Annotated in this window: 13 protein-coding genes; 5 read left to right on the top strand and 8 right to left on the bottom strand. The window is 63.8% G+C overall.

The features are described from left to right. Positions 1 to 2: 2 nt before the first annotated feature. The 7 genes from KZJ41_RS00470 to KZJ41_RS00440 form a co-directional block, all read right to left on the bottom strand. Positions 3 to 1,685, bottom strand: a complete 1,683-nt coding sequence (locus KZJ41_RS00470) for a class I adenylate-forming enzyme family protein (protein ID WP_006931488.1) — start codon at positions 1,683 to 1,685, stop codon at positions 3 to 5. Next, positions 1,682 to 2,620, bottom strand: a complete 939-nt coding sequence (locus KZJ41_RS00465; protein WP_006931487.1) for an SMP-30/gluconolactonase/LRE family protein — start codon at positions 2,618 to 2,620, stop codon at positions 1,682 to 1,684. The genes KZJ41_RS00470 and KZJ41_RS00465 overlap by 4 nt, the downstream gene beginning before the upstream one ends. Further along, positions 2,620 to 3,756 carry a CaiB/BaiF CoA-transferase family protein gene (locus KZJ41_RS00460; RefSeq protein ID WP_006931485.1) on the bottom strand — a complete coding sequence of 379 codons (1,137 nt, stop codon included), beginning with the start codon at positions 3,754 to 3,756 and terminating at the stop codon, positions 2,620 to 2,622. Before KZJ41_RS00460 ends, KZJ41_RS00465 begins: the two co-directional genes overlap by 1 nt. Then, a complete protein-coding gene (locus KZJ41_RS00455; protein WP_081636920.1) occupies positions 3,753 to 4,154 on the bottom strand; it encodes a Zn-ribbon domain-containing OB-fold protein in 402 nt (133 codons plus the stop codon). Before KZJ41_RS00455 ends, KZJ41_RS00460 begins: the two co-directional genes overlap by 4 nt. Next, on the bottom strand, positions 4,151 to 5,329 hold the full coding sequence (locus KZJ41_RS00450) for a thiolase family protein (protein ID WP_044475615.1): 1,179 nt from the start codon (positions 5,327 to 5,329) through the stop codon (positions 4,151 to 4,153). The genes KZJ41_RS00455 and KZJ41_RS00450 overlap by 4 nt, the downstream gene beginning before the upstream one ends. A 219-nt stretch (positions 5,330 to 5,548) precedes the next feature. Beyond that, on the bottom strand, positions 5,549 to 6,661 hold the full coding sequence (locus KZJ41_RS00445) for an NDMA-dependent alcohol dehydrogenase (protein WP_006931479.1): 1,113 nt from the start codon (positions 6,659 to 6,661) through the stop codon (positions 5,549 to 5,551). Between the two features lie 31 nt (positions 6,662 to 6,692). Further along, the gene (locus tag KZJ41_RS00440) at positions 6,693 to 8,198 is read right to left on the bottom strand and encodes an aldehyde dehydrogenase (protein WP_006931477.1); all 1,506 of its coding nucleotides are present in this window, start codon (positions 8,196 to 8,198) and stop codon (positions 6,693 to 6,695) included. A 280-nt stretch (positions 8,199 to 8,478) separates the two neighbouring features. Between KZJ41_RS00440 and KZJ41_RS00435 the strand changes: the two genes are divergently transcribed. From KZJ41_RS00435 to KZJ41_RS00420, 4 genes are all read left to right on the top strand, one after another. Continuing rightward, positions 8,479 to 9,210, top strand: coding sequence for a GntR family transcriptional regulator (locus tag KZJ41_RS00435; RefSeq protein WP_006931474.1), 732 nt, complete (start codon positions 8,479 to 8,481; stop codon positions 9,208 to 9,210). 631 nt (positions 9,211 to 9,841) lie between these two features. Next, positions 9,842 to 11,158 (top strand): MFS transporter, encoded by a 1,317-nt coding sequence (locus KZJ41_RS00430; RefSeq protein ID WP_168578849.1) that lies wholly within the window; start codon positions 9,842 to 9,844, stop codon positions 11,156 to 11,158. Positions 11,159 to 11,273: 115 nt separating this feature from the next. After that, positions 11,274 to 12,053, top strand: coding sequence for an alpha/beta fold hydrolase (locus tag KZJ41_RS00425; RefSeq protein ID WP_050034290.1), 780 nt, complete (start codon positions 11,274 to 11,276; stop codon positions 12,051 to 12,053). Positions 12,054 to 12,236: 183 nt separating this feature from the next. Continuing rightward, the gene (locus tag KZJ41_RS00420; RefSeq protein ID WP_006931468.1) at positions 12,237 to 13,580 is read left to right on the top strand and encodes an MFS transporter; all 1,344 of its coding nucleotides are present in this window, start codon (positions 12,237 to 12,239) and stop codon (positions 13,578 to 13,580) included. A gap of 11 nt (positions 13,581 to 13,591) precedes the next feature. Here KZJ41_RS00420 and KZJ41_RS28540 read toward each other — a convergent pair whose 3' ends face one another. Further along, on the bottom strand, positions 13,592 to 13,987 hold the full coding sequence (locus tag KZJ41_RS28540) for an alanine racemase C-terminal domain-containing protein (protein ID WP_368681480.1): 396 nt from the start codon (positions 13,985 to 13,987) through the stop codon (positions 13,592 to 13,594). Between the two features lie 579 nt (positions 13,988 to 14,566). Here KZJ41_RS28540 and KZJ41_RS00415 point away from each other — a divergent pair. After that, complete coding sequence (locus tag KZJ41_RS00415) at positions 14,567 to 18,031, top strand: serine/threonine-protein kinase (RefSeq protein ID WP_251549987.1); 3,465 nt, start codon at positions 14,567 to 14,569, stop codon at positions 18,029 to 18,031. The last annotated feature ends 1 nt before the right edge of the window (position 18,032 follow it).

Here is an 18,032-nt window from a genome sequence, read left to right as displayed (position 1 = left end):
CGTCAGTGGTCGGAGAGCGGAGTGTCAACCGCCGGGGTGGGCATCCCGGCGGCGTCGAGCCCGAGTTCGGTGAGCGCAAGTTCGCGCAGGCGGGCCTTGGGTACCTTGCCGCTCGCGACCCGCGGGAAACTGGCACTGGTTCCGTAGATCACGTGGTGCGGGGCCTTGTACTTGGCGGCTCTGCTGCGGACGTGGTCCTGGATCCGGTCGAGGGTGACGTCGTCTCGGTCGGCGTCGACGAAGACAACGATCGCCTCCCCGCGGGCGATGTCGGGAATGCCCACGGCATGCACTTCGCGGACGCCGGCGATCTCCCCTACCAGAAGTTCCACTTCGAGTGGGCTGACGTTGATGCCGCCGGGCTTCATCATCTCCGAGAGCCGGGAGTGGAAGTGCAGGTATCCGTGCTCGTCCATGTATCCGAGGTCACCGGTGCGGAAGAAGCCGTCGGGTGTCATGACCTCGCGATTGCGGTCGGGATCTTTGTAGTAACCCCGCATGACGTGGCCGCGGATCAGGATCTGTCCGATTTCACCGGTCGGTACGGGCTCGTCGGTATCCGGGTCGGCGATGCGGATGTCCCAGTCGGGGAGGGGACGCCCGATGGTGTCCTCGGCCCGCTCGACGGGGTCGTGGGCATCGGTCAGCGCGCACAACCCGTAGGACTCGGTCAATCCATAAATGCTGGTGCCCAGGGTCAGCCCGAGTTCGGTGCGGGCGAGTCGACGGTCCGCCTTGCTCAGGCCGAGGACACCCTTGCGAAGGCTGAGTTGGTGGCGAGCGCAGTCGGGATGGTCGACGAGGCTTCGGGTCATGTTTCCGAGCCCGTAGTACGCGGTGCAGCGCTCACGTTCGAGCAGTTCGAGGGCTCGGCCCGGTTCGTACACCTCCATGAGAACCACACAGGCGCCGTGGGTCCAGGTCGCGCCGAGGGCCTGGATGACACCGAGTCCGTAGAACAGCGGTGTCGCGAGGAACGACCGGTCGTGTTCGTCGAGCGCCTGCCGTTCGCCGATGTTGAAGGTGTTGACGATGGCGTGGTGATGTTCGAGCGCGACACATTTCGGTCGCGCCGTGCTGCCGCTGGTATAGATCAGGTACGCGAGGTCGTCCGGCTCGACTGCGGCTTCCGCATCGGCCAGCGCGTCGTCGCTGATCTGTTCTCCGCAGCCGAGGAACTGACGGAGCGATACGGCAGCCGGGAGGCGGTGCTGCCCGAGCTCGACGACGTGGTGCAAGGCCGGCAATTTCGTGTCATGGAGTATGCCGTCGGGGCCGGGTGCCTCGGTGACCGCCGCGACGGTGCCCGCGACGATGGGAACGTAGTCCGTATCGCGAAGCCGATCGAAGAACAGCAGGACCTTCACGTCACCGTGGTCGAGCGCGTACGCGAGCTCATCGGTCTTGTACCAGGTGTTGATGGGCACGACAACTGCGCCTATCCGCGCCCCGGCCATCGCGGTGTACAACCATTCGGGGCGGTTTCCGGCCAGTATTGCGATCGAGTCACCACGGCCGATTCCCATGGCCAGCAGCGCCTTCGACCATTGGCTGACCCTGTGATCGAGTTCGGCGAAGGTGGTGGCCGTGCCTTCGAACGAGATCGCGGCCCGGGTGGGGAAGCGGTCGGCCATTTCGTGCAGCAGGGCCCCCCAGGTGCGAGCGGCAGGAGCTGATGCGGTCATTGGAGTTCCTCGCGGTGTGCAGGCGACGAATCGGGTGGGGCCGGAGAAGCAGGCGGGGTGGGTAATCCGGAGGTTTCGACAGGGAAGGCGAGTACGCGCCCGCCCTTGGCAACGGTGACGATCAGACGGTCGAGCGCGTCGCCGGCGAAGCAGACGCTGGTGGGCATCGTTCCTACACCGATCGCCAACTGCTCACACATCTGGCCGGTCGAGTCGAAGTAGGTGACCTTTCCCGATTTGCTGCCTGCTACCCACAGACCGCCCTGAGCGTCGATGGTGATGCCGTCGGGGGTCGAGACGGTGATTTGCGGGAAGTCATGATCGACGGTCGCGCTGTGTGCTGTGACCACATAGCGGCGTACCCGATCACGAGCGGTCTCGGCGACATACAGGTGTTCCGGGTCGGGCCCGAACGCGATGCCGTTGGGAAAGAAGACGTCGTCGAGAACGACTGAGGCGTGATCGGCCGCGGGGTCGTACCTCCAGACGCGCCCCGGCAGGGCTGCGCTGCCGAAGCCGTGGCCGTTCGGGTCGGTGAACCAGAGGGCGCCGTCCGGTCCGAACGTACAATCCGACGGAGCGTGAACCCTTCCGTTGAAGATGGTGCTCGGCGCGGCGGCCGCCCGGTGATCCCAGACCTGGATGGACGGCGAGACCGGCACCTGTGATCGGGTGGGCATCGCGCCGCCACCATTCTGGGTGATCCACAGTCGCCCGTCGCAGCCGAGCGTCATGCCATTGGGTCCACCACCGGTTTCGGCGACTGCCACAGCCGGGCGCCCGTCGAGGAAGATCTCGTACAGCGCGCCTCGACTGACGCTCGTGACGAACAATCGGCCGTCTGTGGTCCATACGGGCCCCTCGGTGAAACCGATGTTCTTCCCGAGTGTCAGGCCGTCGTGGACTGTTCTGCGGATAATTGTCGGTGCCGCCATCAGTGCTGTCCTGTTCTGATTGTCTCCGGTGCCGCGCGGACGGTCGACGCCCAACGCGTCATCAGGGTCTCGGCTGGCTCTGTGTTCTCGCCGCGGCCACCGGCGGTGCCCGGTGTTCTGCTGTAGCGAGGAGCGGGCGCCGGCTCGACGCGATCACCACGGACGAGGGTGTTCCGAAACTGCATATGCGGATCGGTCACCGCCTCGTCGAGCGCGAGAACGGGGGATACGCACGCGTCGAGTTCGGCGAAGACCAGTGTCCATTCTGCGCGCGTTTTCATCCGGAAGATTCGCGCAAACAGGTCCTTCATGGCGGGCCACTGCGCCCGGTCGTGCTGTGCCGGTAGGTCGGCGTCGGCGAGCCCGAGACCGAGGAGCAGTCGCTGGTAGAACTGCGGCTCGATGCTGCCCACGGCCATGAAGGCGTCGTCCGCGGTCCGGTAGACGTTGTAGAAGTGCGAACCACTGTCGATGCTGTTCGTGCCGGGTTCGCCCGACCAGTTCCCGGTGGCCTTACGGTTCCAGATACCGCTCATGAGCAGGCTGGTTCCGTCGATCATTGCGGCGTCGACGACCTGGCCGGTACCGCTGGATACCCGCTCGTAGAGTGCGGCGAGGATTCCGGTGACCAGCAGCATCCCGCCGCCGCCGTAATCGCCGACGAGGTTCAGTGGCGGAACAGGGACTTCGCCCTGGCGGGCGATGGACCGGAGGGCACCGGTCAGGGCCAGGTAGTTGATATCGTGCCCAGCGGTAGCGGCGAGTGGTCCGTCCTGCCCCCAGCCGGTCATTCGGGCGTAGATCAAGGCCGGGTTGCGGTTCAGGCAGGTGCCGGGTCCGAGCCCAAGCCGTTCCATCACGCCCGGCCGGAATCCTTCGATGAGTACGTCGGCGTGGTCGATGGCCTCCAGAGCACGGTCGCGATCGTGTAGGTCCTTCAGATCGAGGCTCAGTGCGGTCCGTCCCCGGCCGAGGATGCCGGGGTCGTCGGTGCGCTGCCCGGGCCGGTTGATGCGCAGAACTTCCGCGCCGGCGTCGGCGAGCATCATCGCGGCGAACGGTGCCGACCCGAGTGCGGCAATCTCGACGACGCGCAGTCCACGGAGCGGGCCGAGGGAGGGGGCTGTGTCGGTCATGTGCCTTCCTTGTCGGCTGCGACGAAGATCAGGTGCGACTCTCCGTCGTCGATGGTGGTGAAGTCGGCGCGGACTCGCTGCCCGATCCGGAGAGAGGACATCGGCGCGCCGACGACGTTGCCGTAGATCCTGGCGCCCTCGTCGAGTTCGATGACCGCGACGACGTACGGGCTCGGCAGGTAGAAGTCGGTCAGGTAAGTCCTGTGGAAGGCGGCGTAGGACCACAACCGGCCCTCACCGCTCACCGTGGTCCACTGCGGGCTTTCCGTGTTTCCGCAGCGAGTGCAGGCCGCTTTCGGGGGAAACTGATGGTTTTCGCAGGCTGCGCATGCGCTGATCAACAGCTCGTGCCGGGCCAGTCCTTCGAGGTGGGCGGTCAACGAATAGCGGGGGTTCATGCCTGTGCTCCGTACACGACCGAGGTCACCACGGGAGCGGCGCACAGGTACTGAGCGATGGTCGCATCGTGCACCTGGCGGTCGCCGCACGTTTTCCTCAACTGGCGGATGGCCTCGACGTTCAGCCCCCACCCTTGCATGTAGCTTTCCGACAGATGTCCGCCGGAAGTGTTGATCGGCAGTTCACCGCGCAGTCCGATGCGGCCGTCCTGGATCCATGCTCCGGACTCGCCGGGAGCGCAGAATCCGAGGCCCTCCAAGGTAAAGAGCACATTGGGGCTGAAGTTGTCGTATGCCATCAGGACGTCCACGTCGGCCAGAGTGCAATCGGCCATTGCATACGCTTGTTGCCCGGCGGTGCCGATTGCCTCGCGCCAGAAGTCGTCCGGCGGGAAATCGGAGTTGCGCAGCTGCCCTTGTTGTCCGAACCCCAGGACGTGAACGGGTGGTTGAGCGCAGTCGCGGGCCCGGTCCGCTGAGGTGAGAATCATGGCCACGCCGCCGTCGTTGATCAGGCAGTAGTCGTAGATCTTCAGCGGTTCGACGATGAAACGGGACTCGAGGTAGATCTTGTGTGAGATGGGATCTTTGAATACGGCTTGCGGATTCCGCGATGCGTGCTCTCGCAGGGTGACCGCAACCTGCGCAAGTTGTTCGGCGGTGGTGCCGTACTGCGCACAGTGCCGCTGGAACATCATCGCGTAGAAGGCTCCGGGCGAGGTCATCCCATACGGCAGGGTCAACGCCGGGTTGGTGCCGTATCCCTCGGCGGCCGCGCTGGCGCTCGCGCCGCCGCCTCCATAGGTGTGCCCACCCGAGCGCCCGTTGTTGCCGTACACCAGCGCGACGGTGGAGGCCACTCCGGTAGCGATGGCCAGCACCGCCATCTGGATGGCGACGCCGGTCATGCGTCCCTCCGCCGGCAGCTGCGCCGACCAGCGGGGTTCAATTCCCATCCGCGAGGCCACCACCTCGTAGCTACTCACCCGGTTCACGATCAAGCCGTCGAGGTCGCGCGTGGTGAGTCCGGCATCGGCGAGTGCAGCCTCGAGGGCGGTCAAGCCCAAATCGTCGGCGGAGGAACCCGGGAAATTGCCGAATTCGGTCGTGCCGACCCCAACCACTGCGGTGGCCGCGCGAAGTGCGGCGCGATCTGCGTGACGGTGCGTCTGCACTACAACTCCCGATTTGATAAATGATACGTACGGACAAATTCACTGTGACATGCCCGCGGTGTTTTCGCAAGAGGGTGGACGTGAGGGTTGTACCGTATACCTTTGTGCTGCTGAGGCATTGGGCTAAGAGTGAGTTCACCGGATGTGCGAGCATGCCACGGCGACCTTCCGGTCCCTTGGAAGGGACCGGAAGGCCCCAAGCGGCCGCGGTAGAAGCGCTCAGAGTGAGAAGTCGATGATTCCGCGGATGTTCTTACCGTCTCGCAGGTCCTGATAGCCCTGGTTGATCTCGGCGAGCTTGTAACGGGTGGTGATGAGTTCGTCGAGTTTGAGCTGTCCTGCATCGTAGAGTCGCAATAGCCGGACGATGTCGTACTGCGGGTTCGACGAACCGAACAGAGTGCCCTTGATGGTCTTCTCCATGAACACCATTTCCTGGCCCGACACGTGGACGGTGAGGTTGGCGGCATTGGACACGCCCGTGACCACGACCGTCGAGCCCTTCCCGATCACCTTGAATGCTGCGGTGATGGTTTCCTCGTCCATGGTGCCGATCAGCACGAGGGCCTGATCGGCACCCTGGCCCCAGGTGAGTTCATCGACCTTCGCATGTGCTTCCTCGGCGTTGGAAAAGACGTGAGTCGCTCCGAATTTGAGCGCGGTGTCTCGCTTGAATTCGACGGGGTCAACACAGACGATGTACTTCGCTCCGGCGTGCACCGCACCCTGAACCGCATTGACGCCCAATCCGCCGATGCCGTAGATCACGGTGGTGTCACCGGGGCGAACGTTGCCGGCATTGACGGCGGTGCCCCATCCGGTCGGGACGCCGCACCCAACGAGCACTGCAGAGTCGAGGGGAAGCCAGTCGTCGACCTTCACGACCGAGTACTCGGACACGGTCGCGAGTTCCGAGAAGGCTCCGAGCATACAGAAGGCGCTGTAGTCGGTGCCGTCCTTGTGTAGGCGGAAGGTGCCGTCCGGCATGCTGCCTTCGAGAATTGTCGATCCGGCATCGCAGAGATTCTGGTGCCCGGTCGAGCAGTACCGGCAGATGCCACAACTCGGGGTGAAGCTGCAGACCACGTGGTCTCCGACAGCGACCTTCTTCACGCCTGGGCCGATCTTCTCGACGATGCCCGCGGCTTCGTGCCCTCCCACCATCGGATAGCGCACCGACAGATCTCCGTCCATCATGTGCAGATCCGAGTGGCACAGTCCAGCCGCGGACATTCGCAGCATGACCTCCCCGGGCCCGGGATCGTCGATGTCCAGTTCCATGATTTCGAACGGGGCGTGGGGTGCGGTCAGTACGGCGGCGCGTGTCTTCATTGTTCTTCCGATCGTCGTTCGAAGGATTTTCTCAGCTGTGCATGGTCCATACGGACTTGGTTTCCAGATATCCGTCGAGGCTGTCCGGGCCCAGGTCACGGCCGTAGCCCGACTGGTGGAACCCGCCGAACGGAGCTGCTGGATCGGTCAGCCCCCAGCCGTTGACGTAGACGGTCCCGGCCTGCAGTCTGCGCGTCATCGTCTGGACGGTATTCACATTCGTCGTCCAGATACCCGCGGCCAAGCCGTAGTCGCCGGCATTCGCCCGCTCGATGACCTCGTCGATGTGGTCGAAGGCGAGAACGACGACAACCGGACCGAAGATCTCCTCACGTACGCATTCCATGTCGTCGGTCGCATTGGCGATGATCGTCGGAGGGTGGAAGTGCCCGGTCAGATCGCCGGGAACCTGAGCAGCCTGATAGACCTTGGCGCCCTTGATTTTTGCACGTTCGACGTATCCCCGGACGCGCTCGAGTTGCGCATTGTTGACCAAAGGGCCGAAATCGACACCCTCGTCGAGTCCATGTCCGATCCTCAACTGCCCGGCGATCGCGGTGAGTTGCTCGACGACCTCGTCATGGATGTCTCTGTGTACAAACAATCGTGATGGTGCGCTGCAGGTTTGACCGGAGTGCCAGAAGATGCCGCCCGCAGAACCGGTCACCGCCTCCGTCACGTCGGCGTCGGGCAGGATGATGTTGGCGGACTTGCCACCAAGTTCGAGTGTCACCCGTTTGACGTCGGCCGCGGCTTGGCGAGCGATGTGCTTGCCGACCTTCGTCGAGCCGGTGAATGTGAGCTTGTCGACCCCAGGATGGGCAACCAAGGCTTGACCAGCGGTCCCGCCGGTGCCGGGAACGACGTTGAGCACGCCGGGGGGCAGTCCGGCCTCGCCGGCGAGTTCCGCCAGCCACAACGCCGACAGGGGCGTTTCTTCGGAAGGCTTGAGGACCATCGTGCACCCGGAGGCAAGTGCGGGGCCGATCTTCCATCCGCACAGCAGAAGTGGGAAGTTCCATGCGGTGATCGCGCCCACCACTCCGACCGGTTCGCGTTCGGTGCGCACGTGGATACTCGGATGAGATACCGGGACGGTCGAACCGACGATTTTGGTGGGCCAGCCGGCGTAGTAGTGAAACGCCCGCGCGGCGAACTCGACATCGATGTTTCGTGCTGCGCCGAGGACCTTCCCTGCATCGAGGACCTCGAGCTGAGCGAAGTCATCGGCGTGCTGGTAGATCAGATCGCCGATCCGGTGGAGGATGCGTCCGCGGTCGAGGGGGCTCATCTGCCGCCACGGGGCCGACTCGGCAAACGCGCGCCGGGCCGCATCGACCGCGTCGGCGACGTCGTCCACTCCTCCGGAAGCCGCAACCGCGATCTGGCGCCCGGTTGCCGGGTCGAAGACGGGCATCTCCTCGCCGCTGCGCGCTGCGCGCTGTCCGCCATCGATGAAGACGTGCGGGGCGGTCTTCAGACGGTTGACGACAGCCGAGGAGAGAAGGTGATCGGTCGATGCGATGGGTGTCATCATGCCTCTCAGATTGGATATGTGATACATCAGATGTGACTCACGTTACGCCCGCGTGGCCTCGAAGTCGAGTCCGGCCCCGGCGCCGCGGACAGCGAAGTGCCGAGCCAGGAGAAGCGGTCGGCCGACGAACTGCACAAACCCGCTGTTCAGAGCCGTCGATGCGCTACTTGGGGGACGATTGGCGTGCGGCGGCGTGTTGCACGCGGCGATGCGTCAGCGGCGCCCCCCACGGATCACGTACACTAGCCCGTGTTGATGATTGATCAAATTAGGAGTCGAGATGACTGCGTCTGACGCCGGAATCGATCTACCGATTCGTGCTGCACAGAACGGTGGCCGGCGTGAGGACGCTCGTCCGCAGGTGGCGCGACGAAACATGAGTGGTCAGGTCGTCGACTACATCAAGAATATGATCTTCGACGGGTCTCTGATTCGGGGACAGCGAGTGCCGCAGGACCAAATCGCCAAAGATCTCGGCGTCAGTCGTCTGCCGGTTCGGGAAGCGCTCATCACTCTCGAGGCCGAAGGATTGATCGACTCCGAGCCGCATCGCGGTTCTTATGTTGTCCCCATCCGGCGCGAGGACATCGACGATCACTACCGGATCTACGGAATGGTGCAGGGGCTCGCGTCACGACGCGCCGCGTCCCGTATCACCCAGCCAACGCTTGCCCGGTTGCAGGAGCTACACGAACTCATGCAGAACAGCGACGATCCTGACGTGCTTCATAACCTGAACTGGGAGTTTCACGCCCTCATCAATCAGACGGGCGGCAGCCGGCGCCTGTTGTCGGTGCTGCGGCAGCTGGCCAAGAACCTGCCACGGGCCGTGTACGAGGCACCGCCCGGCGCGAGTCCCGAAGCCACTCGGAGTCACCAGAAAATGCTCGACGCCTTGAAGCGTGGGGACGGGGCAGCAGCGGAGGCTGCGTCGCGCGAACATGTTCAGTTCGAGGGCGAGTACGTGATAGCCAAGCTCAAGCGCGACGGCATCCTCGCCGACGACGACTGAGGACGGCGAACAGACACGTCGGAAGACGGCGCAGGTCACCGGCCGGGCTGAGACGGTGAACCGGCCGGTGACCTGGCGGGCGAGTGCGTCCGAAACTCGGCAGGTCGAGTTGCTGCTGCATCCACCCCAGCGCGATGGCTTCGGCCCGTGTACGCGCGCGTAACTTGCGCTCTCGACCGTTCGATGGTGTCCAGCGCGTCCAGGGCCCGCGCCATCGACGTGGGAAGAAACGCGGTGAGCTGACCACGGATGTGAAGAGCCGCGCGTCGGGCTGCCGGTCATCCAGCCCGTCTGAACGCCGGGCCCCTCATGGCACGGTGGAGGACGGACCGTCCGCTGCGCCGAGATCGGTCTCGTTCCGCGAGTGACAGTGATCGGCCGGGGTGTCGGCACTCCCCCACCTTCCTTCCCCGTGGAGCAGGTAACTTGTATCAAATATCCGGGGGATATTCGTCGACCTGAACCCCAGTCGCACCGTCCTGTCGGTAAAAGTACCAGTTCAGAGCGGTCATACGTGCCACCCCCGACCTCCCTCGTGGCTGTACAGTTGATAAATGATGCAAAAAACCGCAGACTGTGTGGCGCACGCCACTGCGTGATCCCCTCCTCCTCGATGTCCCCAGGAGCCCCGATGCCAGAAACAGCCATCGACGATGGTTTGCGCGAACGCCCATCCACTCCACTTTCCGCGGAGAGCAACCGCCTGAGGCCCTACCACTGGGCTGTCATGGTGCTCGGGGTGCTCGGCTACGCGACCATCGCCGCCGACGCCGCGATTTTCCCCACGAGCTATCCCCTCATCCAGCAGAGTCTGGGGTTCTCCGACAATGCCGTCGGGTACATCTATGCGGCCGGATTCTTCACCTGCGGCGTCATCGCCATGTTCCTCATCGGCCCGTTGACGGACCGCTTCGGTCGTAAGCCACTCTTCGTCGCAGCTATCGCAATCTGCTCTGCGTTCACTATTCTTGCTGGATTCTCCTGGAACACTGTGTCATTCGGTGTAATGCGGTCGATCGCAACAGTCGGGTACGTTTCGTGGGGACTGGCCACCGTGCTCATTGCCGAGTCAGTACCTGCGAAGCACCGGGGATGGATGACCGGGACCGTACCAGTGGGGTGGGCCATCGGATTCGGAACATCGGCCTTCTTCTCCGAACACATCGCAGCCAGCATGGGATGGCGGGCGGTGTTCTGGATCGTCGGCGTACTCCCCTTGGCCTTCGGTATCGCGGTCTTCTTCGTCATCAAGGAAACACCGCACTTCCAGGACCTCCAGCATGCCCGTCGGACGGGGGCGAGCAAGTTCCACGTTGATGTCGCCAAGACGGAGAAAAGTGTGCTCGCTCAGCTGTGGGCAGCGGATATGCGTCGCCGCACCATCGGAGTAACCCTGTTCTTCCTCTTCATCGTGCCCCAATACGCCATCATGTCCTATTTCGGACTGAGCTTCCTGCAGGCGAAGGACATCTCGTTTCTCGAGGCCAACCGCGCAATAACCTGGGCAAACTGGCTCGGTATCGTCACCATCCTCGCCGCCAGTTTCCTCACGCGGGGCAAAGGCGCCCACTACACCCTCACGTCCGTCGGAGTGCTCGGATCTGTCTGCGCCATCTTCATGGTGTACCTGGCCACACCGTCGACGATCTTGCCCTGGTTCGTCGTCTACGTCTTGATCACCATCGGGCTATGGGGCGGATCCTCGAACTTCTTGCAAGAAGCCTTTCCCACCCGTATTCGTGGCACGGGTGGAGCATGGGGTTCTGGCATGTTGTGGGCCAGCTACGGAACTCTTGCGCTCATCGTCGCTCCATTGCTGACCGTCTACAGCTGGAATGTACTGGTCATCGTCTTTGGTGCCGTACTGCCGCTGATCGCGCTGATCGGTCTGTGGCTGGTTCCGCGACCGAAGGCGCTCAACTCCAACCTCGAAGACCTGCTGCACTGACATGCTCCCCCGCACACTCCGAGCGATCCGGAGGATTTCGCCGCCGTTGTCGAACACAACCTCCCCGAGCCTCGGCCCGCCGCCTCAGGCCCAATGACATGAAAGGGAAGAGCCGATGAAGGTTTTCGACGTTGTAGACCAGGGACACGGACCAGCGGTGCTCTTCTCCCACGGCACGCTCCTGGATCGGACCATGTACACCGAGCAAACCGCTGCTCTGGCCGATCGCTACCGAACCATCGCCTACACCAGCAGGGCCGGAACATCGGAATATGCCACCGACTACGACCTCGACTCGCTGGTCTCCGATTGCCTGGAGGTGGCCGCCCGAGCAGGAATCGACCGATTCGTACTGGTGGGAATGTCCGTGGGCGGTTTCATGGCGATCGAACTGGCCCTGAAGCACCCTGAACGGCTGGCCGGGCTGGTCCTGATGGACACGATGGCTGACGCCTATACCAGCGAGGAGAAGGCTCGGTTCGCCGATGTATTCCGACCCATGAAGAGCGAAGCCCCCATCTCCGCAAGCTTCGCACAAACCTTCGTTCCCATCATTTTCGGTCCGCAGGCCATCGCGAACCGTCCCGATTTGGTCGATTCGTGGGTGCGCAAGTGGCGGACCAGACCATCGCGGTCGGTGTGGGGCGAATACAACTCGTGGATCGGCAAGCACGAACGCCTTTCCCGCCTGCCGGAGATAGAGATCCCGACCCTCATCGTGCACGGTGAGGACGACAACGGCATCGACATTGCAGCTGCCGAACGGATGCATGCCCGGATACCGGGATCGGCCTTTGCCCGAATCCCAGGCGCGGGTCACTTGGTGACTGAAGAAGGCCCCGATGCCGTGACAACCGCGCTGACGACCTTCCTCGATGCCCTACCGCGTTGGTAGATCCGGCCGGACAGTCATCGAGCATCCGTGGACTACCTGGTCTCCCGTCGAGCATCGTCGTCACCGGTGCCGATCATGATCGACGGAGGACAGTCCGCGTGAACGTTGCCCGACTCCCGGAAACCGTGCACTACGCCACGGTTGCCGCTTCCTCACATTACTGTTCTCTCTGGAGGAACCATCATGAGCGTGCGTGAAAAACGCTCCACCGCAAAGATGCTTCGTGTTACTGCAGCAGGATTCGCCGGCACCGCACTCGAGTACTACGACTTCTTCCTGTACGGCACCGCCGCAGCCCTCGTGTTCGGACCCCTGTTCTTCCCGTCATACAGCCCGCTGGCGGGGACCCTCGCCTCCTTCGCGACTTTCGCGGTGGGATTCCTGGCGAGGCCATTGGGCAGCGTGCTCTTCGGCGGAATGGGTGACAAGGTCGGCCGGCGCAAGACGCTCGTGGTCTCGCTGTTGATGATGGGCACCGCAACGGTTCTGATCGGCATACTTCCGACATTTGAGCAAGTCGGCTGGCTTGCACCGCTCCTGCTGGTCACTCTCCGTTTCGTGCAAGGCATCGCGATGGGCGGAGAGTGGGGTGGAGCTGCACTGATGCTCGTCGAGCATTCACCCCCGCGCCGGCGTGGGCTGTATGGCAGCACCGTCCAGATGGGGGTGCCCGGTGGACTCCTGTTGTCGACCATCGCCGTCACCGTCAGTGACCACATCTCCGGCGACGCTTTCGAAACGTGGGGATGGCGGATTCCGTTCCTGCTCAGCGCCGGACTCTTCGCCATCTCGATGTTCATTCGCCTCGGCGTCGAGGAAACCCCGGACTTCACCGAACTGCAGACTGCATCGGCCCAGCAAAGCACCCCGGTGCGCACACTACTGCGCAGTCAATGGCGGGACGTCGCATGGGCCGCGGGCGTCATTGCTCCCGGAGGGATCCTGTTCTATCTGGTTTCCACCTATGCCGTCTCCTACGGCACCACCATCTTGGATATCAGCCGTACCACGATGCTCAATGCACTGCTCGCCGCATCGATCGTTTATTTGATAAGTCTGCCGGTATCCGGTCATCTGAGTGACCGGTTCTCACGCCGTACTGTCCTTCTCGCCGGGTGCTTCACCGCCCTGTTCGGAGGGTTCGTGCTGTTCGCGCTGATGAACACCGGATCGGGCTGGGCCGCGTTCTTGGGTATCACCTTCATGCTGGCGGTGGTGCATTCGGCACTGCAAGCCCCGCAGCCGGCCTTCCTCGCGGAACGATTCAGTGCCGATGTCCGGTTCAGCGGCGTCGCGTTGAGTCAGGCACTGTCGGTCAGCGTCATCGGCGGCACCGCCCCCTTCATGGCGACGCTGTTCTATAGCTGGACGCACTCCACCTGGCCGATCTGCACCTGGCTCGCACTCTGGAGCGTGGCTGGGGCCGTCTCGACGATCGCGCTCAGCAGGAGACCATGTGCGATCGACGATGCCGGGCAGCGACCGGCCGATACCGACCGGGAACACCGGCTCGGTGCGACACGTTAACTGACCGGCACTCACGACAATTTCCGCGGGTGTGCTGTTCCGTCCGCTCGGTGGACAGCGCACCCGCGGCGCTCTGAACCGGAAATATGTTGCGCGCCAATGATATAACGCCACTCGATCCGACTACGCAGTCCGCCGAGGATCTCGGCGGGGGTCGTCCCGAACGCGCGAGCCCACCGATGCGCCCCCGGTGGTGCCCTCAGTTCCTCGAACAACACCGCACGATCTCCTTCCGTGACATCGGTGTCCGTCCCGAGGTAGACCACAATCCGATCCATGCACACCAGCCCGATCCGAGGGCGCCACCTACCGCCCAGCAGCACCGGCATACTGCGGCCCAGCGCACGCGAGCTCCCGTCCGCGTGCCCCACGGGCAGCAGAGCGACCGAACAGTCCCTCTCTGCCACCCGACCGAGGTCGGCATGGACCGGATCGAAACGCAGGTCACCGCGGCACCTGCTCGAGGTGAACGTTCGCAGTTGACCGCCACCTGGTCCCTCGCGGCGGTCCCGTGCCGTGCCACCGCTATTACCCGGCCAACGCACTGACCGCGATCTTGCACCGCACGGTGGCTGTACGCGTCTGGCTCGACTGCCGCCATCGACGACGCCAACGGGGTCGGAGCCGACAGGGCCATCGTGCTGCGGGAGACGGGGTCGAGGTTCACACAGGCTTCGATGACAGGTCGTCGGTCCTTCAGAGATGCGGTGCTGGGAGCGCCATCGTTCTCCCAGTAACGATTGACACGGTTACGGCCCTCGATTCGATGCTCCGCACCCGCCCCCACAGGGTGGGGGATGACGGGTAGTGCCGCGGACGAGGCCGCGAATTGTGCTTGACCCCTCCTCAGCCACCATCGCGGTCATCGAGCGTGTATTGACGCGTTCAGGGCCGGTTCGGTCGGCTACCAGATTATCCTTGATTCAGTAGGCGCGAGGTGGGTGATGAGCCGATTCAAGGCACCAGGTGCCGGTTCGAGGTCGTAGGTGGCCGAGACCGATCCGGGGGCAACGCAGCGCGACCAGACTGCAGCCATCGCCACGGAGCTGGCTGCGGAGGGATTCGAGGGCGCCACGGAGATCGGACGGGGCGGCTTCGGTGTGGTTTATCGCTGCCAAGAGCGGGCTCTCGATCGCGTCGTAGCGATCAAGGTGCTCACGACCTATCACGACCCGGAAGGCGTGGATCGGTTTCTCCGTGAGCAAAGAGCAATGGGACGCTTATCCGGGCACCCCAACATTGTCACTATCTATCGCGTCGGGACGACGGGTGCCGGTCACCCGTACCTCGTCATGCAGTACCACGAGCCGGGATCCCTTCAGTCGCTGATCGAGTCGGGTCCGATCCCCTGGCCCCGTGTCCTACACCTCGGTATCAAGGTGGCCGACGCGCTCGAGACTGCCCACCAGCAATCCATCCTGCACCGAGACGTCAAACCCGCGAACATCTTGATCGACACCTACGGAGAGCCGCAGCTGACAGATTTCGGCATCGCGCGCATCGCCGGCGGATTCGAGACCGCGGCCGGTGTCGTCACCGGGTCACCCGCCTACACCGACCCCGAGGTGTTACTCGGGCGTCCCCCCAGCCCGGCGAGCGATCTCTATAGCCTCGGAGCCACTCTGTTCTGCGCGCTCACCGGGCACGCGGCCTTCGAGCGGCGCCGCGGAGAGCCTCTGATCGACCAGTTTCGGCGCATCACCAATCCGAGCGGCTCCCTGCTACGCGACTGGTATGGAGAGATTCCGGAGGAGGTCTGCACTGTGATCGAGCACGCGATGGCACGCGATCGCGGCAATCGTCCCCGCACGGCAGCCGACTTCGCCGACCAATTACGCCGCGCCCACCACAACGCCGAAGGGAGCGCGACAGACTCAGGTGCCGCTCCGGACTACACTTCACCAGCGTTCGGATTCGGATTCCCGGCACCGCACTCACGGACCCCGATGCCCTCCGGCCGGTACTCGGCACCCCCAACACCCGCCACCAGATTCCGACCCCCACCACCGAGCCGTACGCTGGTCACCCGGGACCGTCTGATGCAGGCCCTTCACACCGATCGACGGCGACGCCTGACCGTCATCCACGCACCCACCGGCTACGGAAAGAGCACTGCAGCGGCACAGTGGCTCCATCAGCTCGCCGACGAGGGCATTGCCACCGCATGGCTGACCATCGACCGAGACGACGACAATCCTCTCTGGTTTCTCGCACATCTCATCGAAGCCATCACCACCGCGTTGCCGGCCTTGGCGACCGAATTACGTGACACCTTCGAAGCACACGGTGACCGCGCGTGCCCACACGTGCTGACAACGTTGATCAACACACTGCACGATCAAGACCAACACCTGGCTCTCGTCCTCGACGACTGGCATCGGGTCTCGGATCCCTCGAGTGTGGCTACGCTGACGTACCTACTGGACAACGGTTGCCACCACGTCCAGATCATCGTGACCAGTCGCACGCAAACTGGACTGCCGATGAGCCGGATGCGCGTTCGCAACGAACTAGTCGAGATCGATTCGGCAGTATTGCGATTCGACGAAGATGAAACACGCAGCTTCCTCATGGAAGCCTCGGGACTGGACCTGGCAACAGAGGACATCGCCGACCTGGCGAGGTCGACCGACGGCTGGGCCGCCGCCATACAGCTGGCGTCGATTTCTCTGCGCTCGTCCGCGGACCCTGCCCAGTTCATTGCCCACCTCTCGGGCCGCCACCACGCGATCGGTGATTTCCTCGCCGAGAACGTCCTCGACTCCCTCGATACGGATACGCGCGCATTCCTACTGGCCACCGCCATCCCCGACCGCATCTGCGCCGACCTGGCCTCGACCCTGACCGATGTGCGACGCGGTCAGGCGATGCTCGAGCTGATCGAAGCGCGTGACCTTTTCTTGCGCCGAGTCGACGACGAAGGGCACTGGTTCAGATACCACCACATGTTCGCAGAATTTCTGCGTGGCCGACTCGACACCGAGTTCCCCGGGCGATCGGCGCAGTTGCATCGATCCGCATCCACCTGGTTCGCCGAGCACCGCTTTCTCAGCGAAGCAGTCGATCACGCACTGCGTGCCGGCGATACGGCCGGTGCAGTGAAACTGGTCGAACGCGACGGGACGTATCTGCTCGAGCATTCGCAGATGTCGACGTTGCGTGGACTTGTCGACAAGCTGCCGACAGACAGCACAATGTCCAATCCGCGACTGCAACTCGCCGCCGCGTGGTCGAACATCCTGCTCTACAACCCCGGCCCCGCTCTGCAGGCACTTGACCGCGTCGATACCGCGCTCACCCACCTCAGCGCGTCGGAGACCCCCGCGCTGCGTGCCGAAGCCTCGGTGATCAGAGCGGTCGTGGAATTGCGTGCAGACCGAGCCTCGCGAATCGACGACTTGGTGCGTCCGTGTCTCGATCGTCCCGATGACTTCCGGCCGTGGGTCGTATCCGTCGCAGCGAACGTTGCGACGTTCGCCAAGATCTGTCGGGCGGACTACCGCGCCGCCTATGCCCTTCAGCACTGGGCCGCAGCGTATCACCAGCGGAACAACGGACCGTACAACTCGGTACACGGACACTGCTGGGTGGGTATAGCGGCCTTCGAGCAACTGGATGTGAAGCTGGCGGAAGCGAGTTTCCGCACCGCGATGAAGATCGCTCAGCAAGTGGATGGTCGACGCTCCTACACCGCTCGGTTAGCCGGCGGGCTCCTCGGTGAAGTTCTGTACGAACAGGGACACACCGCCGAGGCCGAGCGACTACTCGACGACGGATACGACCTCGGACCACACGCGGGCGCTGTCGACTTGAAGATTGCCCGGTACGTCGTCGGAGCCCGAATCAAAGTGATACACGGCGACCGGTCAGCGGCCGTTGCACGACTGGACGAGGGAGCACGATTCTCCATGCAGATGCAACTGCCGAGGCTCTACAGCTCCATCGTCAACGAATCGGTGCGCCTGGATCTCGTCCTACCATCCTCAGATGCCTCGCAGACTGCAGATCTCACCTACGCCGAACGTGCGGAGCAGGTGTCCGGTCTCGACGAGGTTATCGCGCAGAACCGGGAGGAGGCGGCCATCACGCGATTGGTGCGAACCGGATCCCTGGCGAATACCGAGCTCGCATGCCGGTGGGCCGGAGAGTGGGCGGAGCGACTTGCGGGCAGCGAACGCCACCGGGCTGAGCTACGGGCCCGCAGGCTGCTGGCCGGCTGCCTCGCCGCATCCGGCCGTAGCGAAGAGGCTGGAAGCCTGCTCACCGGGGTAGCAGCCCAATGCGCGAAAGCCGGGTTGGTGCGGTTTCTCGCCGATGGCGGAGTACACGTCATGGACACCCTCCGACAAATCGCCGGCAACGTCCATCCCCCCAGCCATCCGCCGCTGTCGTCGGACCTGCCGGACGAATTCGTGTCGGCCGCGCTCGCGGCTGATGCCGGCCTGCCCTGAG

It is taken from the genome of Rhodococcus sp. 11-3, from assembly GCF_023704055.1.
Classification (GTDB): domain Bacteria; phylum Actinomycetota; class Actinomycetes; order Mycobacteriales; family Mycobacteriaceae; genus Rhodococcus; species Rhodococcus aetherivorans.
This window is presented reverse-complemented; position numbering and strand designations above follow the sequence as displayed.